Origin of the sequence: Paraburkholderia phytofirmans PsJN, assembly GCF_000020125.1 — a bacterium.
Classification (GTDB): Bacteria; Pseudomonadota; Gammaproteobacteria; order Burkholderiales; family Burkholderiaceae; genus Paraburkholderia; species Paraburkholderia phytofirmans.
Genome location: NC_010676.1, coordinates 308,716 through 334,325, shown reverse-complemented (window position 1 = coordinate 334,325; position 25,610 = coordinate 308,716). Strand labels below are relative to the sequence as shown.

Annotated in this window: 20 protein-coding genes and 3 pseudogenes; 8 read left to right on the top strand and 15 right to left on the bottom strand. The window is 59.7% G+C overall.

What is annotated here, in order from left to right; genetic code table 11:
- Positions 1-29: 29 nt before the first annotated feature.
- The 6 genes from araD to BPHYT_RS21245 all read right to left on the bottom strand — a co-directional run bounded on the left by araD (position 30) and on the right by BPHYT_RS21245 (position 7,179).
- A complete protein-coding gene (gene araD / locus BPHYT_RS21270; RefSeq protein WP_012426176.1) occupies positions 30-1,835 on the bottom strand; it encodes an L-arabinonate dehydratase in 1,806 nt (601 codons plus the stop codon).
- A gap of 12 nt (positions 1,836-1,847) precedes the next feature.
- On the bottom strand, positions 1,848-2,786 hold the full coding sequence (locus tag BPHYT_RS21265; RefSeq protein ID WP_012426175.1) for an ABC transporter permease: 939 nt from the start codon (positions 2,784-2,786) through the stop codon (positions 1,848-1,850).
- Positions 2,786-3,664 carry an ABC transporter permease gene (locus tag BPHYT_RS21260; RefSeq protein ID WP_012426174.1) on the bottom strand — a complete coding sequence of 293 codons (879 nt, stop codon included), beginning with the start codon at positions 3,662-3,664 and terminating at the stop codon, positions 2,786-2,788. Before BPHYT_RS21260 ends, BPHYT_RS21265 begins: the two co-directional genes overlap by 1 nt.
- On the bottom strand, positions 3,661-4,740 hold the full coding sequence (locus BPHYT_RS21255) for an ABC transporter ATP-binding protein (RefSeq protein WP_012426173.1): 1,080 nt from the start codon (positions 4,738-4,740) through the stop codon (positions 3,661-3,663). The genes BPHYT_RS21260 and BPHYT_RS21255 overlap by 4 nt, the downstream gene beginning before the upstream one ends.
- A gap of 88 nt (positions 4,741-4,828) precedes the next feature.
- Positions 4,829-5,998: an ABC transporter substrate-binding protein gene (locus BPHYT_RS21250; RefSeq protein WP_012426172.1), complete on the bottom strand. Its 1,170-nt coding sequence runs from the start codon at positions 5,996-5,998 to the stop codon at positions 4,829-4,831.
- A gap of 239 nt (positions 5,999-6,237) precedes the next feature.
- Entirely contained in the window at positions 6,238-7,179 is a 942-nt protein-coding gene (locus BPHYT_RS21245; RefSeq protein WP_012426171.1) for an SMP-30/gluconolactonase/LRE family protein, read from the bottom strand.
- Positions 7,180-7,867: 688 nt separating this feature from the next.
- Between BPHYT_RS21245 and BPHYT_RS21240 the strand changes: the two genes are divergently transcribed.
- Complete coding sequence (locus tag BPHYT_RS21240; RefSeq protein WP_012426170.1) at positions 7,868-8,572, top strand: helix-turn-helix transcriptional regulator; 705 nt, start codon at positions 7,868-7,870, stop codon at positions 8,570-8,572.
- On the opposite strand, the gene BPHYT_RS21235 is transcribed toward BPHYT_RS21240, so the two are convergent.
- On the bottom strand, positions 8,556-8,873 hold the full coding sequence (locus tag BPHYT_RS21235) for a helix-turn-helix domain-containing protein (RefSeq protein WP_012426169.1): 318 nt from the start codon (positions 8,871-8,873) through the stop codon (positions 8,556-8,558). The genes BPHYT_RS21240 and BPHYT_RS21235 overlap by 17 nt on opposite strands.
- 154 nt (positions 8,874-9,027) lie before the next feature.
- Here BPHYT_RS21235 and BPHYT_RS21230 point away from each other — a divergent pair, with 154 nt between their 5' ends.
- Positions 9,028-9,621, top strand: a complete 594-nt coding sequence (locus tag BPHYT_RS21230) for an acyl-homoserine-lactone synthase (RefSeq protein ID WP_012426168.1) — start codon at positions 9,028-9,030, stop codon at positions 9,619-9,621.
- Between the two features lie 176 nt (positions 9,622-9,797).
- On the opposite strand, the gene BPHYT_RS21225 is transcribed toward BPHYT_RS21230, so the two are convergent.
- Entirely contained in the window at positions 9,798-10,487 is a 690-nt protein-coding gene (locus tag BPHYT_RS21225) for a FadR/GntR family transcriptional regulator (RefSeq protein ID WP_012426167.1), read from the bottom strand.
- Between the two features lie 289 nt (positions 10,488-10,776).
- Between BPHYT_RS21225 and BPHYT_RS21220 the strand changes: the two genes are divergently transcribed.
- The 3 genes from BPHYT_RS21220 (at position 10,777) to BPHYT_RS21210 (ending at position 13,754) form a co-directional block, all read left to right on the top strand.
- Positions 10,777-11,244: a universal stress protein gene (locus BPHYT_RS21220; protein ID WP_012426166.1), complete on the top strand. Its 468-nt coding sequence runs from the start codon at positions 10,777-10,779 to the stop codon at positions 11,242-11,244.
- A 403-nt stretch (positions 11,245-11,647) separates the two neighbouring features.
- A complete protein-coding gene (locus BPHYT_RS21215; RefSeq protein ID WP_012426165.1) occupies positions 11,648-12,304 on the top strand; it encodes a helix-turn-helix domain-containing protein in 657 nt (218 codons plus the stop codon).
- Between the two features lie 130 nt (positions 12,305-12,434).
- On the top strand, positions 12,435-13,754 hold the full coding sequence (locus tag BPHYT_RS21210) for an SUMF1/EgtB/PvdO family nonheme iron enzyme (protein WP_012426164.1): 1,320 nt from the start codon (positions 12,435-12,437) through the stop codon (positions 13,752-13,754).
- A gap of 116 nt (positions 13,755-13,870) precedes the next feature.
- On the opposite strand, the gene BPHYT_RS21205 is transcribed toward BPHYT_RS21210, so the two are convergent.
- From BPHYT_RS21205 to BPHYT_RS21195, 3 genes are read right to left on the bottom strand one after another with little or no spacing between them, the layout of a single operon-like run.
- The gene (locus BPHYT_RS21205; RefSeq protein ID WP_167315763.1) at positions 13,871-14,935 is read right to left on the bottom strand and encodes a nickel/cobalt transporter; all 1,065 of its coding nucleotides are present in this window, start codon (positions 14,933-14,935) and stop codon (positions 13,871-13,873) included.
- A 53-nt stretch (positions 14,936-14,988) separates the two neighbouring features.
- Positions 14,989-15,741 (bottom strand): DUF1007 family protein, encoded by a 753-nt coding sequence (locus tag BPHYT_RS21200; protein ID WP_238535736.1) that lies wholly within the window; start codon positions 15,739-15,741, stop codon positions 14,989-14,991.
- 3 nt (positions 15,742-15,744) lie between these two features.
- The gene (locus tag BPHYT_RS21195; protein WP_012426161.1) at positions 15,745-16,845 is read right to left on the bottom strand and encodes a sialidase family protein; all 1,101 of its coding nucleotides are present in this window, start codon (positions 16,843-16,845) and stop codon (positions 15,745-15,747) included.
- A 480-nt stretch (positions 16,846-17,325) separates the two neighbouring features.
- On the opposite strand from BPHYT_RS21195, the gene BPHYT_RS21190 reads away from it, so the two are divergent.
- From BPHYT_RS21190 to BPHYT_RS39185, 3 genes and pseudogenes are all read left to right on the top strand, one after another.
- Complete coding sequence (locus BPHYT_RS21190; protein ID WP_012426160.1) at positions 17,326-19,011, top strand: phospholipase C; 1,686 nt, start codon at positions 17,326-17,328, stop codon at positions 19,009-19,011.
- A gap of 307 nt (positions 19,012-19,318) precedes the next feature.
- Positions 19,319-19,417: pseudogene (locus BPHYT_RS39690) on the top strand (IS6 family transposase); the annotation flags it as partial.
- A gap of 199 nt (positions 19,418-19,616) precedes the next feature.
- A complete protein-coding gene (locus BPHYT_RS39185; RefSeq protein ID WP_238535735.1) occupies positions 19,617-20,093 on the top strand; it encodes a group II intron maturase-specific domain-containing protein in 477 nt (158 codons plus the stop codon).
- 777 nt (positions 20,094-20,870) lie between these two features.
- Here BPHYT_RS39185 and BPHYT_RS36930 read toward each other — a convergent pair.
- From BPHYT_RS36930 to BPHYT_RS21165, 4 genes and pseudogenes are all read right to left on the bottom strand, one after another.
- On the bottom strand, positions 20,871-21,917 hold the full coding sequence (locus BPHYT_RS36930; protein ID WP_012426159.1) for a porin: 1,047 nt from the start codon (positions 21,915-21,917) through the stop codon (positions 20,871-20,873).
- A gap of 870 nt (positions 21,918-22,787) precedes the next feature.
- A pseudogene (locus BPHYT_RS21175) lies at positions 22,788-23,369 on the bottom strand (IS5 family transposase); the annotation flags it as partial.
- A 125-nt stretch (positions 23,370-23,494) separates the two neighbouring features.
- On the bottom strand, positions 23,495-24,421 hold the full coding sequence (locus BPHYT_RS21170; protein ID WP_238535734.1) for a LysR family transcriptional regulator: 927 nt from the start codon (positions 24,419-24,421) through the stop codon (positions 23,495-23,497).
- A gap of 221 nt (positions 24,422-24,642) precedes the next feature.
- Positions 24,643-25,555, bottom strand: a pseudogene (locus BPHYT_RS21165) (alanine dehydrogenase).
- Positions 25,556-25,610 lie beyond the last annotated feature (55 nt).

Genomic DNA, 25,610 nt, shown 5'->3' with positions numbered 1-25,610 from the left:
GCCTCACGCTTTCGACGGCCCTTAATGACTCAGTGAATCTCCGGCTCGCCCGTATCTTTGGCGACGTCCGCATCGGGTGCAGCTTGCGCGCCGCCGCGTTGCAGGAAATCGAAATCGCAACCTTGATTCGCCTGCATCACATGCACCTGATGCATCGCGCCGTAGCCGCGCGTGAAACGCGGCGCCGGTCTGACCCATGCAGCTTTGCGGCGCGCGAGTTCATCATCCGTCACCAGCAGGTTGAGTTTGCGTCGCGGCACGTCGAGCTCGATCATGTCGCCGCTCTCGACCAACGCAAACGGCCCGCCGATGAACGACTCCGGGGCGACGTGCAGCACGCACGCGCCGTAACTCGTCCCGCTCATCCGCGCATCCGATATGCGCACCATGTCGCGCACGCCTTTCTGCAGCAATTTTCGCGGGATGGGTAATTGGCCCCATTCAGGCATCCCCGGCGCGCCGACCGGCCCCGCGTGCTGAAGCACGATCAGACTGTTCTCGTCGATGTCGAGCGTGTCGTCGTCGATGCGCGCGGCCATGTCGTTGTAGTCCTTGAACACCACCGCGCGGCCGGTGTGCACGAGCAGATGTGGTTCGGCGGCGCCGGGTTTGATCACAGCGCCGTCGGGCGCGATGTTGCCGCGTAGCACCGCGAGCCCGCTGTTGGGCAGCAGCGGCTTGTCACGCCGGCGAATCACGTCGTCGTTGAAAATCTCCGCGCCTTCGAGATTCTCACCGAGCGTGCGGCCGTTGACGGTTTTCTGCGAACGGTCGATCAACTCGCCCAGTTCGGCGAGCAAGGCGCGCAAGCCGCCCGCATAAAAAAAATCCTCCATCAGATACGCACCGGTCGGACGAACGTTCGCCAACACCGGCGTGCGGCGCGCGATGTCGTCGTAGCGATCGAGCGTCAACTCGATGCCGGCACGCCGCGCAAGCGCGATCATATGCACGATCGCGTTGGTCGAACCGGACAGCGCGAGGCAGGTGGTCACGGCGTTATCGACGGAACCTGCCGTGATCAGGTCGGACGGTTTGAGGTCCTCCCACACCATCTCGACGATACGCTTGCCGGTTTTCGCCGCCATCTGCGCATGGCGCGAATCCGCTGCGGGAATCGACGCGAAACCGGGCAGCGTGAAGCCGAGCGCTTCGGCCGCGCTCGTCATGGTCGACGCGGTGCCCATGGTCATGCAGTGCCCCGGCGAGCGCGCAATGCCGCCTTCGATGCCTTGCCAGTCGTCCTGCGTGATCGTGCCCGCGCGCAATTCGGCCCAGTATTTCCAGACGTCAGAACCGGAGCCGAGCGTCACGCCGTTCCAGTTCCCGCGCAACATCGGGCCGGCGGGCAGGAAGATCGCCGGCAAGTCCATCGAGATCGCGCCCATCAGCAATCCGGGCGTGGTCTTGTCGCAACCGCCCATCAGCACGACGCCGTCAGCGGGATACGAGCGCAGCGTTTCCTCGGCTTCCATGGCGAGGAAGTTGCGATACAGCATCGTGGTGGGCTTCTGGAACGGCTCGGAGAGCGTCTGCACCGGCAGTTCGACCGGAAAGCCGCCGGCCTGCCAGATGCCGCGCTTCACTTCCTCGACACGCTGCTTGAAGTGCGTATGACAGGCGTTGATCTCGCTCCACGTGTTGAGAATCGCAATGACCGGTTTGCCGGCGTATTCCTCGCGGTCATAGCCCATCTGCGCGGTGCGCGAACGGTGGCCAAACGAGCGCAGATCGTTCACGCCGTACCAGCGGTGGCTGCGCAGTTCTTCGGGTTTCTTTCGCTTCGTCAACGTCTGCTCCACGATGTCTTTCGCCACGCCGCAGGCGCGGCTCATGTCCGGGCGTATTCAGCGCTTCTGTTCCTTCACGCGCGACACGATCTGCGTCGGGCTCACGAATTGCAGTGCGATCAGCACCCAGATCAGCGTGATCGCCATATAGATCATCGCCATCGCATCGATCGATTGCGGCGCGCGCACGCCGGTTGAAAAGACAGCGTAGTACAGCGCGACCACGAGCGTTTGCGTCGCGGGGCCCGCGGTGAAAAAAGTCAGCTCGAACATGCCGATGGTGCGCACCAGCACCAGCAAGCCCGCGGCCAGCATGCCGGGCACGAGCAACGGCAGCAGCACATAGCGGAAATAGCGAAACGTGTTGGCGCCGAAAATACGCGCCGCCGCTTCGAGATTCGGATCGATCTGTTCAATGAAGGGCGTCATCACGAGAATCACGAACGGCAACGCCGGCACGAGGTTGGCCAGAATCACGCCACTCAGCGTGCCGGCGAGGCCGACCTTGTACATGACCGTCGCCATGGGAATGCCGTACGTGACAGGCGGCACCATCAGCGGCAACAGGAAAATCAGCATCGCGATGCGCTTGCCGGGAAATTGCACGCGCGCGAGCGCATAAGCCGCCGGCACGCCGAGCAGGACCGACAGCAGCACGACTGCGCCGACCACTTCGACGGTCACCCACAACACACTCGCCAACTGGAAATCGCTCCACGCCTGCGCATACCAATGCAGCGTGAAGCCTTGCGGCAGCAAGGTGCCGAACCAGCGCGTCGCGATCGAATTGACCGCGACGGTCGCGATCAGCAGCACCACGTTGACGAGAAAGAACACCATCGCGCCCCACACCAGCACGCGCCAGATGCGGCCGGGCACGCTGGTGCGCTGCCGGGTGTGACCGGTGCGCCTTTCCGGCTCGCGCGCGCCGTCGTCGTGATCGTTCGATGTGGACGCGGACCACGAAGGCTGCGTCGCGCGATGATCGGTCGTCATCAGCCTTTGCCTCCGGTAGTCGGACCGCTGTAGAAGAAGCGGCGCGCGCCGAGCAGCGCGGCAACCACCAGCAGCTGCACGAAGCCCATCACCATCGCGATCGCGGATGCCAGCGAATAGTCGTAGCTTTCGAACGCGGCCTCGGCGGCGGCGATCGACATCACGCGCGTCGGCCCGGCGGGCGCGCCGAGCAGCACCGCGGATGGAAACACCGAAAACGCCTGCACAAAAGACAGACACGCCGCCATGGTCAGCCCCGGCACCAGCAGCGGCAGGTAGATGCGGCGAAACTGCTGCCACGGACTCGCGCCGAGCGTCGCTGCCGCGGCGGCGAGCGTCGGGTCGATGCCGGTCACGTACGAGAGCGTCAACAGAAACGCAAACGGAAAGCCCGACACGATCAGCGAAATCAGCACGCCCCAGAAGTTATGCGTGAGGCGCACTTCACGCGTATAGAGATGCAGGCCCTGCAACGCTTGCGGAAACCAGCCGTTCGGGCCGAAGTACGTGAGCATGCCGTCGGCGATCAACACGGTGCCGAGGGTCACGGGGATCACCAGCAGCGTCGTGACGAACTTCTGATAGCGCGAGTAGCGGCGCAGCGCGAACGCCACCGGCACGGAGACGCCGACGTTGATCAGCGTGGCCGGCACCGAGAGCTTGAGCGTGACGAAAATCGTCGGCCACATCGACGTGTCGGTGAAGAAGGCCAGATAGTTGGCCCAGAGGCTGCCGCCGTTCATCGGCCGGAACGACAGCATCAGACCGTACGCGAAAGGATAGATGAACAACGCGACGACGAAGAGCAACGCCGGGGCGACGAGCCACGCTTTGGCATCGCGCGGCACGAGCGGCGGCGACAGCGTGGGCGTATTCACACCGCCTCCGCGTCGTACACGAGCGTGCGCGACGGCGGCACGCGCAGGCTGATGCGCTCGCCTTCTTCGAATTCTCCGCCGACGCGCGCCCAGATATCGCCAAAGGCGGTCTTCACGCGCAGCAGCGAATCGCGGCCGCCGTATTCGACGGTCGTCACCAACGCATCGAAGGCATTCTCCGCACCGGGCGTGGCGCGCTCCATATCCTCGGGACGCAGCGCGACGCTCACGCGTTTGCTATTGAAGCCGGCCATCGGCGTGCCGAGCAGACGCACACCGTGCGCGCTCACCATCACGCTTTCGCCTTGCATGCCTTCGAGTTCGAACTCGGCCACATTGCGATAGCCCATGAAGCGCGCGACATGCAGATTCTGCGGCCGCGTATAGACCTCTTTCGGCGTGGCGACCTGCTGCACCACGCCTTCCCTCATCACGACGATGCGATCGGCCATGGACAGCGCTTCGTCCTGATCGTGCGTCACGTAAAGTGTCGCGCGTTCGAGCTGGCTATGGATGCGGCGAATCTCCGCGCGCATTTCGATGCGCAGCTTGGTGTCGAGATTCGACAGCGGTTCGTCCATCAGGATCAGCGGCGGCTCGATCACGATCGCGCGCGCAATCGCGACGCGTTGCTGCTGGCCGCCGGAGAGTTGGCCGGGCAGTTTGCGCTCGTGCCCGACTAGTTGCACGAGTTGCAACGCTTCGCGCACCCGGCGCACGGCTTCGCTCTTGCCGATGCCGCGCATTTTCAAACCGAAGCCGACGTTGTCGAGCACGCTCATGTGCGGAAACAGCGCGTAGTTCTGAAATACCATGCCGAAGCCGCGCTTCTCCGGCGGCAGTACGTCGATGCGTTTGTCGTCGAGCCAGATGCCGCCGCTCGTCAACGGCTGCAATCCGGCGATGCAATTGAGCGCCGTCGACTTGCCGCAACCGGACGGCCCCAGCAATGCGATGAACTCGCCACGCTGGATGGTCAGATCGAGTCCACGCAGTGCCGCGATCGCCTGGCCTTCCGCATTCGTGAAACTGCGGCTCACCGAATCGAGCCGCAACTGCTCAAAGTGATGCTTCATGGCGATTTCCTGATACGCGCGATGCGTGCGCCGTCATCGATCAGGTGGGGATCGAGGCGGCTTCGTGCGTGCATGGCCGGTGCGGAGGCTACTTGGTCTTCTGCGCGCCGATCTCGGTGTCCCATTTCTTGAAAGCCGCAACCATCGCCGCGGCATTCAGCGGCAGTACGTGCGGATGCTCGGCCAGCAGCTTCACGTACTCAGGCCGGCCGTATTTCTTCAGCACGTCCTGGCTGTGCGCGGGCGCCTGCTCGACGCTCACGCCCTTGATCGCCGGACCGGGATAGAAATAACCGTCGTCATAGGTCATGGCCTGCTGCGCCGGCTCGAGCATAAAGTTCATCAGCTTGTAGAGCACGTCGATTTTTTCCTTCGGCACGCCTTTCGGAATCACCATGTAGTGCGCGTCGTTCACCCACGTCATGTTGTCGAAGGCCTGCACGCGGAATTCGGCCGGCACGATACCGAGCGCGCGCGGATTGATGTCCCAGCCCGTTACGGTCACGGTCATGTCGCGCGTGCCTTCGCCGAGTTCCTTCATTACCGCGGACGTGCCGCCCGGATAGTAAGGAATGCAATCGTTCAGTTGCTTGAGAAAGGCCCACGTCTTGTCCCAGCCGTGAATCGGATCCTGCGGATCCTTGTCGCCGAGCACGTACGGCAAGCCCATCAGGAACGTGCGGCCCGGACCGGAATTTGCCGGCCGTGCATAGATCAGTTTGTCCGGATGCGCCTTGCACCATTGCAGCAATTGTTCGGGTGTCTTCGGCGGGTCGCTGACTTTGGCGGGGTTGTATTCGAGCAGCGGGCCGGCAGGCATATACGCGACTTCGAGCCCGTAGCCTTGCGCGAGATCCTGCATCTTGCGCGGACCCGGCGCGTATTTGTCGAGCACGCCGGGGAACGCCGCCGCGTTCTCAGGCAGCAGCTTCATCCATAGACCCTGTTCGATGCCTGCGGCGAGCGCGTCGGTGCCGGTCAGCACGAGATCGATATCGGAGCGGCCCGCGGCCTGCATCGCCTTGATCTTGCCGGGCAGTTGCGGCGCCGGCGCATTCGTGAAGGTGAGATTGGCGACGAGGTTCGGGTACTTCGCCTTGAAGGCCTCGAAGCCCTTTTGCGTGAGTTGAAGGTCGCCGGCCACGTCGACGATATTGAGCGTGACCGGGTCGGCCGCGTGCGCGGCGGATGCGAAAGCGGCGCTCGCCGCGAGACATACGGACACCAGCCTGAGCGCCAACCTGTCTGAAACAGTCATTGCGTCTCCTCGCTTCTTGGTATGGAAATCCGCCGGTCGAATGCGCTGCGGGCGGTGTCTTACTACCAATGGAACATAGCGAAGCGGGACAGCTGATGTCAAGCAAATGCTTGTGGCTGCGGCGGGCTCGCGAAAACCGGGGTTTTCGGGTTGAATCCTTGCCGCTCAATGGCTTGCGCGCTGCACCCAAGGGCAAACCCGAAGCTGCGCATGACCTCTGACGACAACTTGTCAGGCAACTAGCCGCCTTGCACGCCTTGGGTGTTCACATAGAGCGAATAAAGTCCGTGGCTTGCCGCCATGAACAGCCGGTTGCGATGCCGCCCGCCAAAGCACACGTTCGCGCAGCGCTCCGGTAGAGCAATGTGGCCGAGCGGCTCGCCTTGCGAGGTAAAGACGCGCACGCCGTCGAGTTCGTCGGTGCCCATGCCCCAGCCGCACCACAGATTGCCGTGGACGTCGACGCGAAAGCCGTCCGGCGTGCCCGGACCCGCGTCGATCAGGACGCGGTTGTTCGACAGCGCGCCGCCGGTGCCTTCGACGTCGAATGCACGGATCGTGCGGTGCGGCTCGCCGCGCGATTCGACGATGTACAGCACCGACTCGTCCGGTGAGAACGCCAGACCGTTGGGGCCGAGCACGTCGTCCGCGACGACGGTGACTTCGCCGGATTGGCCGTCGATGCGGTACACGCACGCCGGCAATTCCGACTCCTGGCGCTCGCCCTCATAGAAGCCGTCGATGCCGAAGGTCGGATCGCTGAACCAGATCGAGCCGTCGGATTTCACGACCACGTCGTTCGGCGAATTGAAGCGCTTGCCGCGATAGCGCTCGGCGAGCACGGTGATCGAGCCGTCGTATTCGGTGCGCGTGACGCGGCGCGTCAGATGCTCGCAGCTGACGAGACGGCCTTGACGGTCGCGTGTATGGCCGTTGGCATTGTTCGACGACTGACGAAACGTCGACACCGTGCCGCTTGGTTCGTCCCAGCGCAAGATGCGGTCGTTCGGAATGTCGCTCCATAGCAGATAGCGGCCGTCGCCGAACCAGACCGGGCCCTCGGACCAGCGCGCGCCTTGGTACAGGCACTCGACGGACGCGGAAGCCAGGATCAACGGTTTGAAGCGCGGGTCGAACACGCGGATGGATGGGTCGGGATAGCGTCGAGTGTTGTCGGTCATGCTGGCGTTCAAGGGTCGAGGTGGGGTTGGCCTGGGCGAATTCATGCTCCAACGCGAGCAGCACTCGCGCGGCGTGCTCGATCTTCGCACGATGCTCGGGCGGCGTCGAACTGAGTCGTTGCGCAAGGTTTCGAGCGGCAGGAAGGCGTCGTAAAAACGTTGCGCCGGGTCGAGAATGTCGTCAAACAACTTGGCGCCGAGCCCGGTTTGACGAATTCTTCACGTGGATCGCAAGCGGCGCAAAGTACACGACGTCGCTTTTGTATGACAATAGCGCTTGGGCACTGACTGTTATCTCGCCACCGCCGTGCTGCATGCGAAAGACATTATCGGCAAACAGTGCGATTTTGACTGAAAATTTGGCAGCGACAGCTAATTAGAATGCTTTCGCAATAATGTTGCCGACGAATGGCATCAAAACGGCTACTACGAGAAATTACCCACATAAACGACCGGTGATTGTTAAATTGATCAGAAAATGAGTTACAAAGACCGATTCATTCGTATTCTCACCGAATCACCTTCGCTGGCATTTTGTTAGAAATCAGTTCTCGCTCTGCGAAATAAATTTTGGTGATAGATTATGAAAGTAAAAAACCACCAGACAGAATGCCGTACCGCAATTCACCGCAACGGGATGCCTACGAGCCTGAGAGAGTAAAAATTGTCGCTACATTTTATCGAGCAGATGGCACCGCTACTGGACGCCGCCGACGAAGCGGAATGGTTCGGTGCAATCGCGGGCCTTGCCGAGACGTGGGGCTTCGACAAGCTTTTGATCGCCATGCTGCCGCGCCCCACCATTCGCCTGGAAGACGCTTACGTGCGCAGTACGTACTCCCCAACCTGGCGACGTACCTATGACGAGCAGGGACTGGTTCACATCGATCCGACCGTTGCGCATTGCGCGACGCGCGCCACGCCGCTGATCTGGTCGCCGGATATTTTCAAGACCGCGCCGCAGCTTTCCATGTACGAGGAAGCCCGCGCGCATGGGTTGCGCTCCGGCATAACACTGCCGATTCACGGGCCGAATCAGGAAGCCGGCATGATGTGCTTCGTCAACGACAACAATCCCAACGACGAATTCTGGCGGCATATCAACGTGGCATTGCCGAACCTGGTGTTATTGCGCGACCTGGTAATCGACACCAGTCAGCGCCATTTGAATACGCACGCCCAGACCTTATTGCCCAAGCTAACACCGCGCGAACGCGAATGCCTGAAATGGACCGCACGCGGCAAATCCACGTGGGAAATCTCCCACATCCTGAACTGTTCGGAAGCCGTGGTGAACTTCCACATGAAGAACATCAGGACGAAATTCGGTGTGAATTCGCGGCGTGCGGCGGCGGTGATTGCCGCGCAACTTGGGCTTATTGACCCGGGTTGAGCAAGGCGGCGGCGTCGCGGCTGTACAGCACGCGCTCGGCGCGGCCCAGATCGGCGTCGGACACGGTTTTGGTGAAGTACAGACCCAGCAGGATCGAGACCGGCGGCGGGATTTCCGCACCGGATTCGAACCGGCTGCCGCGCGACTGCGTCACGCCGAAGCGCGCCCAGAAACGGCGTTGGCTTTCTTTTTTCTTCTTGCGGTAAGCAATGATCAGAACGCGGTCCACCGCCGTGGAAGGCTCCGCCGGACGGGTCTGAACGCCGGTTTGCGGTTGCCAATGATTTTCGATGAGTTCCATTTTTCGGTCCTGTCGGGTTGAGTGCAGTGCTTGTCTCGAATTCTGCGTTACCCGATAAGCATGCACACCTATCCAGGTAGGTAGGTGGCGGAAACATTCAAAATGCATAAGTTTTCTTGCGTATTGGGTACCCCAACACGTTCAGGAGAACGTCATGCAAACAGCAATCCGGATTGGAATGCGTCAGGAATTCGACAACGCGGACATTAACGAGATGTACCGCCTGCGGGCGCGAGTATTTCATGGGCGGCTCGGGTGGGATATTCCGACCATCGCGGGCATGGAGATCGACGGCTATGACGCGCTCGGGCCGCACTACATGCTGATCCAGGCCGACGACGGGCAAGTGCGCGGCTGTTGGCGCCTGATGCCGACCGAGGGCCCCAACATGCTGAAGGACACCTTCCCGCAGTTGCTGCATGGCGCGGCCGCGCCGGTTGGGCGGCACATCTGGGAACTGAGCCGGTTCGCGATCGAAACCGGCGGTGAGGAACAGTCGTTCGGCTTTGCTGACCTCACCATGCAGGCGATTCACGAACTGGTGACGTTCGCCGACCAGATGGGCATCACGCGGTATGTCACCGTGACCACCACGCCGATCGAGCGGCTGCTGCGCAAAACCGGCATCGACATCAGCCGGCTCGGGTCGCCATTGCAGATCGGTGTGGAGCGAGCGGTGGCGCTGGATATCGCGGTGAGTCCGAAGACTCGCACCGCGCTGTTCGGACCGATGGCCGTTGCTGCCTAGCTGTCGCCCGGCCGCCCGCTGATTGCAGCCTGCTTGCTGCCTGGCTGTTAGCCGGCGGCCGGTTCGCTGCCGCGAAAGCGGCGATTTGACGCTGCATCAGGCGGCCTTGGAATTGCACTCGTCCGTATCGCGGCGGCTCGCCGCGGCCTTGGCGCGCGACGAGAGCCGGCGGCAGATCAGGAACCGAACATCCGCTCGAGCGCGTTCTCAAGATGCGCTCGCATGGCGCTCGCCGCGCCTGGCGCATCCTTGCGGCGGATCGCATCGAGCACAGCCCGATGCTCCTCCTGAACGAGCCGCTGCCGCGCCACCGTCTTCACCAGCGAAAGATTGCGCGATAGGTTCATGCTGAACAGGATCTGCTCCTCGATGAACGACATGACCGTGATGAAAAAAGGGTTCTTCGACGCACGCGCCACCGCCAGGTGGAACATAAAGTCGTCTTTCGCGCCGATCCCTTGCGTCTCGATGATCCGCTCCAGTTGGTCCCATGCGTGCTGGATGGCGGCGATGTCGTCGGCGTCGGCTTTGAGCGCCGCCTGCTCCGCGGCGCCCGCTTCCGTCACGATGCGAAACTCATAGCAGCGACGGATATCGGACAGCGTTTCGAGCGGCGCGAAGCGGCGCACGTCCGGGTCCGGCCGGCGCGCGACCGTCGTGCCCGAGCCGTGCCGGGTCATGATGATGCCGTCCGCCCGCAAGCGCGCCAAGGCTTCGCGCACCGTCGGCCTGGACGTCGCGAAACGCTCGGCCAGCGCATGCTCGGTCGGCAAGCGCTCACCTTCCTTGTACTCGCCTTCGACAATGCGATTGAGAATGTCGCCGTAGATCTTGTCGGGCAAGCCCGTCGTTTTGCGCTCGTTCATCAGCGGACTGAAGCAGCTTGTCTGAGTAGGTTGCAATTGTAAGGCAAACCTTCCCTTGTCCTGATCGTGGATATGCTTTGCGAATGGAAGCGAAGTCCCGCCAACGCTTGCCCACAGCACTTGCCGAACCCGACAAAGCCACCAAAAAATTTGACAAGAGTTTGATTTACATCCAGGTCGAGCGCATGTTTTTCGGCGATCATTCAGGCTTACATCAGCGATGATCGTCATTGCGCCCAGCCGGTTGGAAACAGCTGCGGCATCCGGATCCTTCAGACGCGGAGTCGATATGTACACACGCATTCTTGTAGCGGTCGACGGCAGCAACACCTCCCGCCGTGCATTCGAAGCAGCGCTCGCGCTCGCCAAAGCCAGCGGCGCGGTCTTGCAGCCGTTATATGTCGTCGAGAACACACCCATGTATTTCGAAGCGCCCGGCTATGACCCGTCCGTCTTGCGCAATCGTCTCGCCGAAGAGGGCAAGGAACTCGGCGCCGAATTCGCCAAGGCCATGGCGGAGCAAGGCGTGAAAGGCGAGCTTGTGGTGAGCGAGGCATCCACGATCGACGATGTTTCGGTCGTCGTGCTCAAAGCCGCGGCCGACTTCAACGCCGACCTGCTGGTCATGGGTACGCACGGGCGGCGCGGTTTTCAGCGCCTGATTCTCGGCAGCGTCGCCGAGCGCTGCGTGCGGCAGGCAAGCCTGCCCGTGCTGCTCATTCCGTCCGCCGCGGGCAAGTCCGGCAACGCGGACTGATGAGCGCCGCGCTGGTGCGCAATGCGCTTGACTGCCGTATCGACCGCGCGTGCGCTCGTTCTGCAAAAAGCGAGCTTCATCTGCCAAGGTATGAGTTGGGTTTGCCTGCTCACCTTCGCAGCAATCCATAAACCAACTCACGAACGCCGGTGTGACATTGCTCAACAAGCCTGACTGCCCGAACGCGTCCTTTTGACGCGAAGCGGGCAACCCGGTCGATGGGACAATCTGTCAATACCCTCACTGGCTGCAGAACATGCTCACTCCTATTGCTGTTACGCACACCGCCGGCACTGCCGATTCCGCAGCCTCTGCCGCACGTTCGTCGCCGGTGCGCGGCGGCCGCCGCGCGGCGCCGTCGCGGGCGAGCGCGCGTTCCGCCGCTCGCTGTTCAAGTTGCGCGATGCGGCAACTCTGCATGCCCCAAGGTTTGTCGCCCGAGGAATTGATGAAGCTCGAAACGCTCATCTGTTCCGCGCGTTCCGTCCAACGCGGCGAAGCGCTGTATCGCAGTGGCGACCGCTTCGACAACATCTACGCCGTGCGTTCCGGTTCGATGAAAACCGTCATGACGCACCGCGACGGCCGCGAACAGGTCACCGGCTTGCGGCTCGCGGGCGAAGCGCTCGGCCTCGACGGCATCAGCGACGACGTGCACGCCTGCAGCGCGCTGGCCCTCGAAGACAGTACGGTCTGCATCGTCCCCTATACCGCGCTCAAGTCGCTGTGCCGCGAAATCGGTTCGATGCAGGAACGTATGCACAAACTGCTGGGCGAGCAGATCGTGCGCGAAGCCGCGCAGATGATGGTGCTCGGTTCGCTCTCGGCGGACGAACGGGTCGCGGCATTCCTGCTCGACGTCTCCGAGCGCAACGCGCGGCGCGGTTATTCGTCGGCGGAATTCAATCTGCGCATGACACGCGAGGACATGGGCAGTTACCTCGGCATGACGCTCGAAACCGTGAGCCGCACCCTGTCAAGATTTCAAAAGCGCGGCCTGATCGACACACAGGGCAAGCACATCCGGATCGTCGATCTGGACGGTCTGCGGCAAGTCTAGGCTCCTGGCGGGAGCGCGGCCCGCGCCGCCGCGTCCCTGGCGCATGCTCTTTTCACGCGCTTTCGTCTTGGCATGGCTCCTGCGAGCGGGTACAGTCTTTAGTCCGTCCCCCGCAAGGAGACCCGGCGAAATGAATCGCGACCCCGCCCCGCATCACCCGCTCGTGCAGCGCCTGATCGAAGCGCGTCAAGTGACTGACGCACTGTTTTCCATCGTCAAACCCGAGTTTCTGTACGAACGGCCGATCCGCGAGCGCCACCGGATCGTGTTCTACATCGGCCATCTGGAGGCTTTCGATCGTAATCTGTTCGATCAACGCCTCTGCGATCTGCCGGCGTTCGATCCACAGCTCGACCAGCTTTTTGCCTTCGGCATCGATCCCGTCGACGGCGGTTTTCCGACCGATCAACCAGGTGACTGGCCATCGCTCGACGTCGTGCGCAGCTACGGCTTGCGTGCGCGCGAGCAGATCGACCGCGAGCTCGATGCGCTAACGCACGCCGCGGGACTCGGCCGCAACGGCGCGCAAGCCGACGCCTCCGAGCAATTGCTGAACGTGGCGATCGAGCATCGGTTGATGCATGCTGAAACGCTGGCGTACATGCTTCATCAGTTACCGCTGGCGCAGAAGGTCACCGAATTGCGCGAGCCTGTCGTGACGCGCGCGGAATCGCGGGACGCGTTGTCGTCGATGGTCAGCATACCGGCCGGCGCAACGGTGCTCGGCATGCCACGTGACGGCGGACGCTTCGGGTGGGACAACGAGTTCGGCGAAATGCGGGTCGAAGTGCCGGCCTTCGAAATGGACCGCCATATGGTGACGAATGGCGCGTTCCGCGAGTTCATCGAGGCAGGCGGCTATCGCGAACCGAAGTGGTGGTCGGAGAAGGATTGGGCGTGGAAGGAGGCCGAGCACATCGAGCATCCCGCGTGCTGGTCGCGGCACGAGGCCGGCGGCGAAGGTGACGCATGGACGTTGCGCACCATGTTCGACGAAGTGCCGCTGCCGCTCGACTGGCCCGCGTATGTGAGCCACGCCGAAGCCAGCGCGTACGCACGGTGGGCAGGCAAAGCATTACCGACCGAGGCGCAATGGCAACGTGCGGCACACGGCGCGCCGCACGCCGCGTCGGGCAATTTCGACTTTCGCAGCTGGGATCCGCGACCTGTCGATGAGTATCCGGACAATGTCAGCGCGTTCGGCGTGGAAGGTCAATTCGGCAATGGCTGGGAGTGGACCTCGACGGTGTTCGATGCGCTGCCCGGCTTCGAAGCTTTTCCGTTCTATCTAGGCTATTCGGCCAACTTTTTCGATGGTCAGCACTATGTGATCAAAGGTGGATCGGCGCGCACCGCGCAATGCATGCTGCGGCCGGCTTTCCGGAATTGGTTTCAGCCGCATTACCAGTATGTGTATGCGGGGTTTCGGTGTGTGAGGTCATGTGAATAAAGCAAAAAGTCGGCGCCCTTTGCGGTCTTCGTTTCTGCGAGCTTGGCGCTGAGTTCACAACCATCCTTCTCGAGATCGGCTCTTCGCGCCTTGAGTAGGAGCTTTTCCATCGCCGGTCATACGAGCCCGGCTACCTGCCAGCCGGCCAGTAGCGCGAACACCTGCCAGGCAGCGAACAGCGTGATGAAAACTGCGCCCGCGAGCGCGAAGCGCGTACGGATCGTTTGTAGTGCCTCCCTGCGCGCGACACTCCGGCTCGACACCGCCCGGTTCATACCGAGGCTCGCCAGACCAATTGCCAATACGGTCAACGACACCCCCGCGGCCATCGTGAACACCGACAGGACGCCGATTATGAATATGCCGTTGGCAAGCGCCGCGATGAGAACAAAGATCGCACCGACGCAAGGCCTCGCGCCCACCGCCAACCCGGTCAGGACGATCTGACGCGCGATCCAGGTATTCCCTGCCCTCTTGTCCGCCCATGTCCAGTTGATCGAGCGCCGGCGCGGTGGCATCCGTACAGCCAGATAGGCGCCCTGCTGGGTGTCGTCGTCGGCGTGCTCCGTCGCGAAGAGCCCCGGGCGGCGTTTGTGGACGAGCGTGACACGCCCTTCGTCGCAACAGTCGCGGCGCGTCACGATCGACCAGGCAGTGAAGAGACCGACGCATAGTAGCGAAAAATAGCTGACCAGATCGAGTGTCGCCGCGTGCGTCATCACGCCGCCTAGCCCCGCGTGTGCAAGCCACGCCGCACCACCGACCAGGCAGATCGCGGAGATCGCTTGCACACACGCGCTCCACATACTGAGCGCAACCGCATGGCCCACGCGCGCACGGTGCGAAATCAGATATGTGCCAATGACCAGCTTGCCATGTCCGGGCCCGAGCGCATGCAGGACGCCGTAGCCGAATGACAGCAACATGAGGATCCAGGCAGCCTGCATGTTCGCGCCGTTGCGTTGCTCGGCGAGCTTGTCCTGAAGCTGGGCATTCAGGCGGCTCTGCAGAGCGATGCTGGCCGCGACCGCGCGCCGTAATGGCTCCAGCGCGACGAGATGATCCTCCGGAGCCGTCTGAGACGCCGGAGTCTGAACGTTGGCGGCGCTGGGTGTCCCAGTCGATGTCCTGCCAAACACATCGACTGTCTGTGCCCCGACGCTGCGGGCGGCGACGATCACGAGCGCTATCACAATCAATGCGCTGTAGCGGATCCCGCGACGCAACGAAACATTCAGCATGCGAGCTTCACCGAGAGCGGATAAATAGTACCGCCGAATATCGGGTGAGCTTTATCCTCGAGCGGTTGCGCGGTACAGGTCTTCGGAGCGGCTGCGTCGAATACAACAGGCAAGGCGCCCTTTGGCGGTGGCTGAAAATCGACAAAGAACGTTTCGTCCCATATCCCCAGTTGCACCTGAGCGAGCCGCACGTCCACTTTATCCGCGAGTGGCAGTTCGAACGTATAGACAATTCGGCCATCGTCGATGGAGACGGCGAAATTGCGCGGCTCGCCGAAGCGCACCGGCTTGCCGTCGACGAAGACATGGGTGAAGTAATCCGCGCCCTTCAGTGAATCGAAAGCCTGCTGCTTGAAGATATTGACGTACCTGGGTCCAAGCGACCCGGCTTTTGGCATGTCAGCCAGGTCGCCCACTATCGACACCGGGAACCCTTGCGAAAAGGTCCACTTCTCTTGCACAGCGTTGAGCGTCGAGCCGTGCATTTGCGCGACGCTCGCATACGTGATCCACACATGGGGGTGAGCGGCGAGCGGGGCTGCAACGAGCATGCAGCACGCTGCGGCTGCAGCGTGCTGCAAAACAAGAACGCGCTTGCGGAGCAAGTCGACAACGCTATTGATCATGAAAATCTGTTGGGAACACGAACGGTCATCGAAACGGGCCATTGCGACGGCCTCGTAGGACTGCTTGCACAGATCGTCAGATAAATCGTGAACACCAACAGCTTGAGCACGGATTGGCACTAGCTATTGATGGCCGGTCGCGGCTGACAGCGTTGAACGGGACGCGTAGATTCGCTTCGGATCAAGCACGACATGCTTGATATAAATCTTTTTCCATGTGTAGGTAATGTGAACCATCCCGTCCGGGGACTGAATTACTGCGGGATACGAAAACTCCTGACCCGCCTCGTTCTCAAGGTCCAACACGTCGCGATAAGTCTGATGGTCTGCCGAGATCAAGACAGACAGCTTGTGTCGGTCCCAACGACCTTCGACGTAAGGCAGAGGATTCGTGACGATCAGGTCGCGGCCGTCAGTCAAGGTCACCGCGTCCAGACCAGAATTTGAGTTAGGAATATCTAACCGCGCGAGAGCACTCCACGTCTTCCCCCAATCGCTCGACTTGGTGCTGAATACAAAGCCGCTTTTCGTTCGAACTAGCGCCTGCAACTGCCCGTGACGATGGTCAAGAATTGTGGGCTGGATCGCTTGAACCGTAGGTAGCCCGACCGCCGGGTACACGACATGCCACGTATTGCCGCCATCCATGGAACGCTCGAAGTGGATTTTCCATCCGTCATACTCGGTGCTGCTTCCTGCTATCACGACTCCATTTGATAACTCGACGGGCTTGTCTTTCGCCGGCCCAGAGATACCTGGGTCAAGAGCAACGGGTTTCGTCCATGTGGCGCCGCCGTCAAGCGAGGTCATCCGCAGAGGATGCCAATCAGCTGGCAGTTTCCCTCGCCTGTAGAACAACATCAAAGGACCGCGTTTGGGCGAAAAGAGAATGGGGTTAATTACCGTCAGCGCTTCACCGTCAGGCGAGCGACCGTCTGCGACGCGCACAGGCGGGCTCCATTGATTGCCAGAGAAGCGCGCCACCCAGACACCAACGTCGTTCGCCGCTTCTTTGCTGCCGGCCAGCCATGCCGCCACCAAATGGCCTTGCGAAAATGCGACCGTCGAAGCATGACAAAACGCAATGTTCTGCGGAGGATTTACGACTTCCGTGGATACGATCGCATCAGAATTATTTCCGCTTTTTGCAGACGATTGTACGGATAAGAAGGAAAGGATAACGAAAGATACGTGTCGCAAAAATGACATTTTTTGCCACGTCATACAGATTGAGCCGGTAACATGATTATGGACTGATTTTCAGAGACGACGGATCATAACCGATCCAAATGCATTGTTTTCGGAAGAGTCTCTCTTTCTTTCCAAAAATTTTTTGCAACTCTCTGAGCTGGCGCGACCATGAGTCTCGCTTCTTCAGCGCCAGCATTTTTTTGTCAAAGCCGCAGTTGCGGCAGTTTGGCCATTAAAGAACAGCCGGGGCGTTGCGCAAACGTTTGACCCGGCGGGCTGGGTCGCTCGGGTCCCGGGCCGCGCGCGACAACCATCCCATAGTGCGCAACGAACCATTCAATACTCTTTCGTCGATTTTTCAGCGTAAGGGTTGGGTAAATAAAGCGCCATTTCCCGGTAACGACTGGATGTTTCAATAAGCGCGGTTTTTGACGGTCCCCGCACGCCCGCTGATTTCATCCTGGAACGGCGGACGAAAAATAAATAGCAAAACGACATCCGGAGTTAACTCGTATGTTTTCCCGAGCTTTCCTGTTTGGTGTATCAGGCATCGCAATGGCAGTCTCACTGTACGCATGCGGTGGCAGCGGTTCAAATGGGCTTACGCCCGTGAGCGCACAAAATCAGTTGACGACGGCGACGCCCATCAAACACGTCGTTGTGATTTACAACGAGAACGTCTCTTTCGACCACTACTTCGCAACCTACCCGAATGCGACGAATCCGTCGGGTGAACCCGCGTTCACGGCCGCCGCGGGCACGCCGTCGGTGAATGGTTTGAGCGGCACATTGCTGACCAACAATCCAAACTTCATCAATACGCTGAACGGCGCGGGCGCCACGAATCCGTTCCGGCTGGACCGTACGCAAGCGGCGACGGCCGACCAGAATCACGCTTACACCGCGGAACAGCAAGCGTATAACAATGGGGCGGCGGACCTGTTCCCGAAGTTCACGGGTAAGGGCTCGAGCGGTGGCGCAGGCGCTTTTGCTACGACCGGACAGGTAATGGGCTACTACGACGGCAACACCGTCACCGCCATGTGGAACTGGGCTCAGCACTTCGCGATGAGCGACAACGCTTACACCGATACGTTCGGACCGTCGACGCCCGGTGCACTGGAAGTTGTCGCAGGCCAGACGAACGGCGTGCAACTCGTCAAAACCAGCCAGCAGCCTTTCAATCTGACGACAGCCTCGCACTCTTACTACGTCAATGACGGGCAGGGAGGCGTGACATTAATCAACGATGTCGACCCGGCAAACGACCTGTGCTCCAGCACGACCGACCAGATTCTTATGTCCGGCAAGAACATCGGTGATCTGCTCAACGCCAAGGGCATCACGTGGGGCGGCTTCATGGGTGGCTTCAACCTGGCGACGACCAACAGCAACGGTACAACCGGCTGTAAACGCAGTACAGTCACACCGGCGGTTGGTCAGCCGACGGCCGATTACATCCCGCACCACAACTGGTTCCAGTACTACGCGTCGACGGCAAACCCGCAACATTTGCGTCCCAGCGCGACAGCAGCCATCGGGTACACCCTCCAGTCGGACGGCAAGACTGTCGATCCGGCCAATCACCAATACGATTCTGACGATTTCTTCGCAGCGGTGAAGGCCGGAAACTATCCATCCGTCAGCTTCATCAAGGCACCTGCCTTCCAGGACGGTCACGCTGGCTACTCCGACCCGCTCGACGAGCAGGCGTTCACTGCGAAAGTCGTCAACTTCCTGCAGCAGCAGCCTGACTGGAAGAGCACCGCGGTTATCGTCGCGTGGGACGATTCGGACGGCTGGTACGACCATGCCTATGCGAATCCCACAAGCTCGTCGTTCGACGCTCAGGCGGACCAGTTGAACGGCGCTGGCAAGTGCGGTACGGGAACCGCTCCGAACGGCGTAAACGGTGCGGCAGTCAATGGTCGCTGCGGCCCGGGCACGCGTATCCCGTTCCTCGTGATTTCGCCGTGGGCAAAGGTCAACTATGTTGATCACACGCCGATTAGCCAGGCATCCGTGGTTCGCTTCATCGAAGACAACTGGCTGGGCAGCCAACGCATCGGCGGCGGCTCCTTCGACGCTACGGCGGGCAGCATCATGGGCCTGTTCAACTTCAGCGGCTCGGGCAACAACCCGACGGTGTTCGTCGATCCGAACCTGGGCTCGGTAGTCTCTTCCGTACCTGCCATCTAAACCCCGCCGTTCGCATCGGTACGCGCCAGCGGTGCGAAACGGAGCAGTACTTTGGTGTTGCCAGCCCTTTGGGGTTGGCAACATTTTTATTTCGGATTTCCTTCCCCATCCGGCGTACGAATGGTGGCCCTCACAGTGACACGGATCGTGATGCACCGGGCAAGCTTCGACTGGCCCAACGCGCCAAACGATCGGATACCAAACATTCGGAAAAAGATGCTCGGCAACACAAATCGGGCAATGACGGCGCATCGTCAACTCAATGCACTTGGTTAAACTAATTAAATTGCTTTTACTATTAATGGCAGGCATCGGCTTGATGCATATCATCGCCAAATGGAAGATGCAGTGTGCTCGCGGAACCCACCCGTCCGCCACCGAACAATTCCACGACCTCGTAACGTAATGAGTACTTCGCATATCGATATCGAGCGCCGCTTGGTCTTACTGCGACAAAACCGGATAAGGTCATCCTGTCGCCTCACCGTGATCGCGAATACGGCGGTAGATGGACTTGTGGTTGCAGTATATGCAAGCGTGCGTAGATTGGAACTCGCGCGCCGGAGGGTAAAACTCAATGTTATCCGTTACGCCGACGATTTTGTGTGACCAACACTTCGAATGAAGTGCTCGAATCCAGAGTTCTGCCTGCTATCCGGCGCTTCATGGCTGAGCGTGGGCTGGAACTTGCGGAGGAGAAAACCCGGACCGCGCATATAGCGGAGGGTTTCGATTTCCGTGGCCAGACCATGCGCAAGTACGACGGCAAACTGCTGATCAGTCCAGCGAAGAAGAGCATCACATCGTTGCTTGAGAACGTCAGAGGAATCATCAAGGGTAATGCGAGCGCCGCTCAGGAAGCGTTGATACAGCAACTCAACCGGGTGATCCGCGGACGGGTGATGTATCACCGTCATATTGTGGCGAAAACGACCTTCTCATTGTTCGACTCGCACGTCTGGCGACTGCCCTGGAAGCGGGCAACGAGTAGGCATCCCACGAAAGGAACACGGTGCGTCAAGAAGAGATATTTCCGCATAAACGGACCCAGGTCTTGGGACTTTGCGACGAAGGGCCGCTGACAACAGTACCGCCAGCTTTCGGTTGTTCCGAGCAATGACGATTAATTTCAATTTCCTGTCGAACGTATCTTGTCATTGCAGAAACGCGTCCGCCCGAACATACGGATAATCTGGGGAAAGTCTCGTACGCGACTCCGCAAGATAGACGATGAATATGGAGGATAATCCGGCACTCATGAGACTACGCCGCTGATATCGGGATGATCCAGGGCAGTCGATAGTTCGATCTCATTGACTGGCCGCAGCCGAAGTCGCCGCTACTCTATTTTTTGCCGTCTGGAGATTTTGTGGATAGTCTGCAGAATTCGTCGCGGCGGGATCATATCCCGCATTCTTCAGCTTCTTCAGCTCCGCGTTCTTACGCGCTCTGGCCTCCTTGCGGGCAGCCTTCCGTTGCGCCTTTACTGAGCTCGCCGACTCAGTCTGCACGGGCGCGCTGGGTTGAGCGTAAGCGAAACCAGAAACGCATGTAAATGTCAGCGCAACAACCATAATAGAAAATGAACGACGAGCGAGGCGCCTCATTTTAATCTCCAGTAGTTAACATTTGCCTTACGCTTCTCGATAAGAATCCAAACATCTATGCTCCGGCTCAAAGACGTATTTACACAATACAGTCGTCGAATCTTCACCAATCAACCAGCACTGCCCGTCAATAGATATTCGTTGGACAGGAACATCGAACCGCTGCTGCGAGAAAGAACATTTCGGTCTTTTTCCTCCTTCGTCCGATGAGGGAGTATGGTCGCAAGCTCTGCCCCTAAAGGACCGAGCCCGTCAGAATTTATGTGTAATCCCCAACATCACCGCGAACTGATTCGCTCCATTAAGTGGAGCATCACCATATTCATAAACCGTCTGAGAACTATGAGCAGAGTTCCTGGAGTACCCAACATTCAGGTAAGTTTGTGTACGAACGGATAGCGAATAGACAGCCCCTGCGACATATAACGTTGGATCGCCAGTCTGCGGATTTTTTGAAAGCGTCTGATAGACGGCAGCCCGGAATTGGAGAGCCGGTGTGACATCGTAGCGACCCCCGCCCCAAATAACCGTTTTGACAGGTGACAAATCTCCGGTCGTGCGCTCGACACCCGCGAGTAGCGTTGCGGGGCCGATCTTATACGCAGCGCCAATCACACCGATCCTCTCAGTCTTCCCCGAGCTGCCTGCGGTTTCCATCTCTGAACCATTTTTCTCCCGCAGAGCCACACTCATATTAAACGGGCCGCGGCTGTATTGCATTCCAAGTTCCAGGGTACGCCCAGATGCGAAATTTCCTGCAACACCATCGGTCGATATCAACCCCTCGAAGACGAAGCCGCCATAGCTGTTCGATAGATACTTTATCGAGTTGTTCACAATAATGTCCGATAGCGGATTGAGCTGTGCCTGCCCACCATATGCGGCGAAGTAGGTCGGATCAAACATTACTGTCTCGTCAAAGAGAACAGAAAACTGTCGTCCAGCCGTCACAGTTCCAAAGCCCCCTTTGAGGCCGACATAGCTCTGCCACCCAAATGCATCACCCGGGATTCCTGATTTTCCATTAGTCATACTAAATGATTGAGAGAGCTCAAATATTGCAGATACCCCCCCGCCCAAATCCTCTGACCCATGTAACCCAAAGATCGTAGGTACGCTCCCATAGTTTTGAAGATTAATTGCGGAATGCTGTCCGTCCGCGCGCGTTGTAAGCTGAACGCTCACATCCAAAATTCCGTAAAGAGTCACGCTACTCTGCGCCATCGTCGCTTGCGACGTACATGCCAGAACGATGGAAGCACACAATCCAATGGCCATTGACGTTGCTTGGTTGCACATTGTCTCATTCCTAGTTTGCATTAGCTTACGAAAAGCGAGTGTCCTGCGAGTCGAAAACAGAACACGCTGCCAAACACGACACGCCCCGTTTTTATATCTAAACCAGGCTATTCGCACTTATGGCATCGCAGAATCGTCGCGGACCGGCTGAATCTGATCAATTTATAATTAACATTATTCTGCATACCGTAATATATTTTTGCGGTTTTTTCAGGGACAGTCATATTCTCGCTATCGGGAGCGGCAACATTTCGTCTTAAGATCAAAAGCACGCGGTGATGACAGAACGTCTTCAATTGTCAAGGTTCACTGAAAAGCCAATGTGACTTCCGGATGACCTGTAGCTCCCTGCCAACGAACTCTATCCAGCCTTTAAGCCGCGGTCTCTATACGGATAGCAGGAAGCTTTTAAACCGTACATCTATACAAATCAATACGTATAGCCAGTCCGCATATATCTGGATCGCGCCATGTCTGGCATAGACTCCAACCCCCGAATGAATGGAACCATGAGCCGGCAGAGCAAGCTTTCCCCGAGGCTCAAGAGCGAGTAGTCAACGCGGTGCGTGACATAGAGACGGACATACGTCATCGTGGGAAGTGGTCCATTCCACCGGACCCGAAGCAGCTGTTCGCGCCAAACCCTCGGCTGGCCGGGCGTTTTCGGAGGTGATCAAATTTTGCCGCGGGTCCCGCCGACGTTGTGCGCTGAATCGGTTAAGAAGGGTCTGCACAACCCGCTTTCGAAGCGTTGTTTTTCACATCAGGCGCAGCCTCGGCGTTCAGATCTTGGTCGATGCGCGGATTGCAAGATTTTCCCGCACACTGGAGCGCTCCAACCAGACATATGGCCTTCATTTGCCCGGTGTTTCAAGCTTTGCGCAAAGCGCTACGCGCCATCCACAAATTGCCCAAAGCAAACAGGATGGTGATCTGGGCAGTGTTCTTCATCAAACCGCGATAGGGCATTTTCAGGTACCCGAACTGCCGCTTGAGGATGCTAAGCGGGTGTTCGACTTTGGCCCGAACACCCGCTTTCAGGCGTGCAATCTGATCGTAGATCGCGTCCAACGAATCACTCGGATCCAGTTTCCTGCGCTTTGCCGGTCGCATTGCAACATGCCAGCGAACCGCGTCAGTCCCGCTGCGCTTTCCGATACCCTGGTGACCGGCGTCCGCGTACACATCCGTTTCTTCACCGTGCAGCAACGCTTGGGCTACGTTGAAGTCGTGAACATCGACCGCCGTTCCAATGAACGTATGGACGAGGCCCGAGTCGGCGTCCACGCCGACGTGCATTTTCATCCCGAAGTACCAGTTGCCACCTTTCTGCGTGGATTGCATTCCCGGATCGCGTGTGCCGCAGCCATTCTTTGTCAAACTGGGCGCGGCAATCAGGGTGGCGTCGACTGCCGACCCAGCCTTAAGCATCAGGCCTTTGTGCGTCAGAAGCCAAACTCAACGCCGTAGCCGGACCGCCCAGCGAACGTTCACGCAAGACACCTGATTTGATTTAGATGCGCTGACTGAACGATTTCTCAATCTGTTGCTTCGACCGGTCGAGCCCACACTCCCGCCTAGCTGCTGCCAGAGGAGCTTCTGCCGACATAGCCGGAAAAGGTATCGATGTCCTTAATACAATCGGCCATTAGCGTGATCAAGTCGCTGAGCTTTCTTCCGGCAAAGCGCTGCTTCTGATAAGCACAGTAAATGCGCCTGGGTTGCGGCTTCCACTCTGGCAATACCGGAACGAGCAGTTGTTGGCTCAACTCCGGCTGCACGAAGAAATCTGGCAACAGGGCGATGCCAAATCCGTCAATGCAGAACGTCTTCATGATCCAATGGTCGTTGGTCGTGACATTGGCTTTGGGAAGGTAGGGTTGACTTCCGCCTTGCGAATACAGCATCAGGGTGTCCTTGTTCCCGCTGGTCGACCGGATCACGATGGAATCATGGCACGTCAGGTCCATCGGCGTTACAGGGGTACCCTTCTGCTTCAGGTAGGCGGGGCTGGCGTATAGCCCGCAGCTGATTTGCCCAAGCAGCTTGCCGACGAGGTCCGGAATGTCCGGCAGCTCGGCGCAGATGTAGCCGTCGATTTCCTCCGCTTTGGCGCAGCCAGGGTAGTCGGCAACGTCGAGGTTGAGCTTCACATTCGGATGCCGCGCCATAAACAGCTTGGTGACATGTGCGGCGAAAGTGGTACTGAATTCGCTGTCGGCCTTGATCGACAGCTCGCCGCCAATGCCGGAACCCAGCTCCTGAAGTTGCTCGCGGGCGACTTCCAGTCGTCCGGAGACGTCAGCCAGGATTTGCTCGCAATGCGTATGAAAGGCCCGCGCCGCCTCCGTCGGGCTCATGCCACGGGCACGCCGGTTGAACAGCGTAACGCCCAGCTCCTCCTCCAGCACTTGTAACTGGCGGCTCAGCGTCGCCTTCGAGACGCCACTGATGGCTTCCGCCTGCGTGAGGCTCCCGCTTCGCATGACGAGCGAGAACGCCATGACCAGTCTCATATCCAACTGCATAAACCACTCCCCACTGCGGCGCCTGTTCCTACTGCATATCCCGGGGTCCGGTGCCGTCGGCAAAGGCATGTCGTGCTGTATCGGCGATCCACCGTCACGCCCTCAAAACAGTCCAGTTTTGCGCAGGAGCAGAACGATCCGCAATGCGGGAGAACGATAGTCTTCTGGCGCGCGTTCAGAGAGGCTGCCACCTACTGCTACGCCAAGGCCCGCTCGCCGGGTAGGTGCTTATACCCCAGATTGCGCGCTTCTGCTTCGTGAGTCATTTGGCCTCGGCAGACGTTCAGGCCTGCGCGCAGACGCGCGTCCCCGCGCACTGCCTGCGTCCCGCCCTTGTCGGCGATCGCGGTGGCGTGCCCGATGGTGGCATTGTTCAGCGCCAGCGTGGAGGCTCGCGCTACCGCGCCTGGCATGTTGGCCACGCAATAGTGGATCACGCCATCCACGACGAAGGTGGGCTCCGCATGCGTGGTGGCGACGGATGTTTCGAAGCAGCCGCCCTGGTCGATCGCCCCGCCGACCACCACCGAACCGGCTTTCATCCCGCGATCATGCTGCGGCCGACTAGATTGGGTGCCACGCCCCCCCCCGGAATCAGCACGCTGCCGATCGCCAGGTCAGCGTCCACCACGGCGTCTTCGATCGCTTGCGTACTCGAGGATTGCGTGGTTATGCGATTGTCGTAGACGAGATCGATCTGGCGCAGCTGATCGATGCTCCTGTCAGGCACAGTCACGCGCGCGCCCATGCCTACTGTCATCTGCACGGCATTGCTGCCGACTACTCCTGCACCGATGATGACCACGTTGGCTCCCGGCACGCCGGGCACGCTCGACTAGCGCCACGATCTATTCCGGATCCGGCGCCAAGTGCAGACACGTATACGTGATCTGCCCAAGGCGCAGCATCGCGCACTCCGCAGGCTCCGGTTCCTTGACCTTGACTATCATGTCCGCGCTGGCGAACACTCCCTTCGAACTTCGGCTCGGCTGGCGCCGGCTGTGACATATTCACCGTCGGTCATGCCGATGGCGGCGCCGGCCCCAACCTCCACCAGCACCTGATGCCCGCGCACGCCTAATCGCGCACGCTCCCGAGCGTCAGGCCCACCCGATATTCGTGGTTCTTGGCACGCCGATCGACATCGCCTTCTCCTGTTTAGTTA

What these genes read in the sequence shown, in the direction of transcription:
- BPHYT_RS36930 (WP_012426159.1), bottom strand. Translation starts at nt 21,917, where the DNA reads ATGTGCAACCAAGCAACGTCAATGGCCATTGGATTGTGTGCTTCCATC.
- BPHYT_RS21170 (WP_238535734.1), bottom strand. Translation starts at nt 24,421, where the DNA reads ATGGCGTTCTCGCTCGTCATGCGAAGCGGGAGCCTCACGCAGGCGGAA.
- BPHYT_RS21255 (WP_012426173.1), bottom strand. Translation starts at nt 4,740, where the DNA reads ATGAAGCATCACTTTGAGCAGTTGCGGCTCGATTCGGTGAGCCGCAGT.
- BPHYT_RS21220 (WP_012426166.1), top strand. Translation starts at nt 10,777, where the DNA reads ATGTACACACGCATTCTTGTAGCGGTCGACGGCAGCAACACCTCCCGC.
- BPHYT_RS21235 (WP_012426169.1), bottom strand. Translation starts at nt 8,873, where the DNA reads ATGGAACTCATCGAAAATCATTGGCAACCGCAAACCGGCGTTCAGACC.
- BPHYT_RS21215 (WP_012426165.1), top strand. Translation starts at nt 11,648, where the DNA reads ATGCGGCAACTCTGCATGCCCCAAGGTTTGTCGCCCGAGGAATTGATG.
- BPHYT_RS21210 (WP_012426164.1), top strand. Translation starts at nt 12,435, where the DNA reads ATGAATCGCGACCCCGCCCCGCATCACCCGCTCGTGCAGCGCCTGATC.
- BPHYT_RS21240 (WP_012426170.1), top strand. Translation starts at nt 7,868, where the DNA reads ATGGCACCGCTACTGGACGCCGCCGACGAAGCGGAATGGTTCGGTGCA.
- BPHYT_RS21225 (WP_012426167.1), bottom strand. Translation starts at nt 10,487, where the DNA reads ATGAACGAGCGCAAAACGACGGGCTTGCCCGACAAGATCTACGGCGAC.
- BPHYT_RS21265 (WP_012426175.1), bottom strand. Translation starts at nt 2,786, where the DNA reads ATGACGACCGATCATCGCGCGACGCAGCCTTCGTGGTCCGCGTCCACA.
- BPHYT_RS21195 (WP_012426161.1), bottom strand. Translation starts at nt 16,845, where the DNA reads ATGACGTGGCAAAAAATGTCATTTTTGCGACACGTATCTTTCGTTATC.
- BPHYT_RS21230 (WP_012426168.1), top strand. Translation starts at nt 9,028, where the DNA reads ATGCAAACAGCAATCCGGATTGGAATGCGTCAGGAATTCGACAACGCG.
- BPHYT_RS21190 (WP_012426160.1), top strand. Translation starts at nt 17,326, where the DNA reads ATGTTTTCCCGAGCTTTCCTGTTTGGTGTATCAGGCATCGCAATGGCA.
- BPHYT_RS21250 (WP_012426172.1), bottom strand. Translation starts at nt 5,998, where the DNA reads ATGACTGTTTCAGACAGGTTGGCGCTCAGGCTGGTGTCCGTATGTCTC.
- BPHYT_RS21245 (WP_012426171.1), bottom strand. Translation starts at nt 7,179, where the DNA reads ATGACCGACAACACTCGACGCTATCCCGACCCATCCATCCGCGTGTTC.
- araD (WP_012426176.1), bottom strand. Translation starts at nt 1,835, where the DNA reads ATGAGCCGCGCCTGCGGCGTGGCGAAAGACATCGTGGAGCAGACGTTG.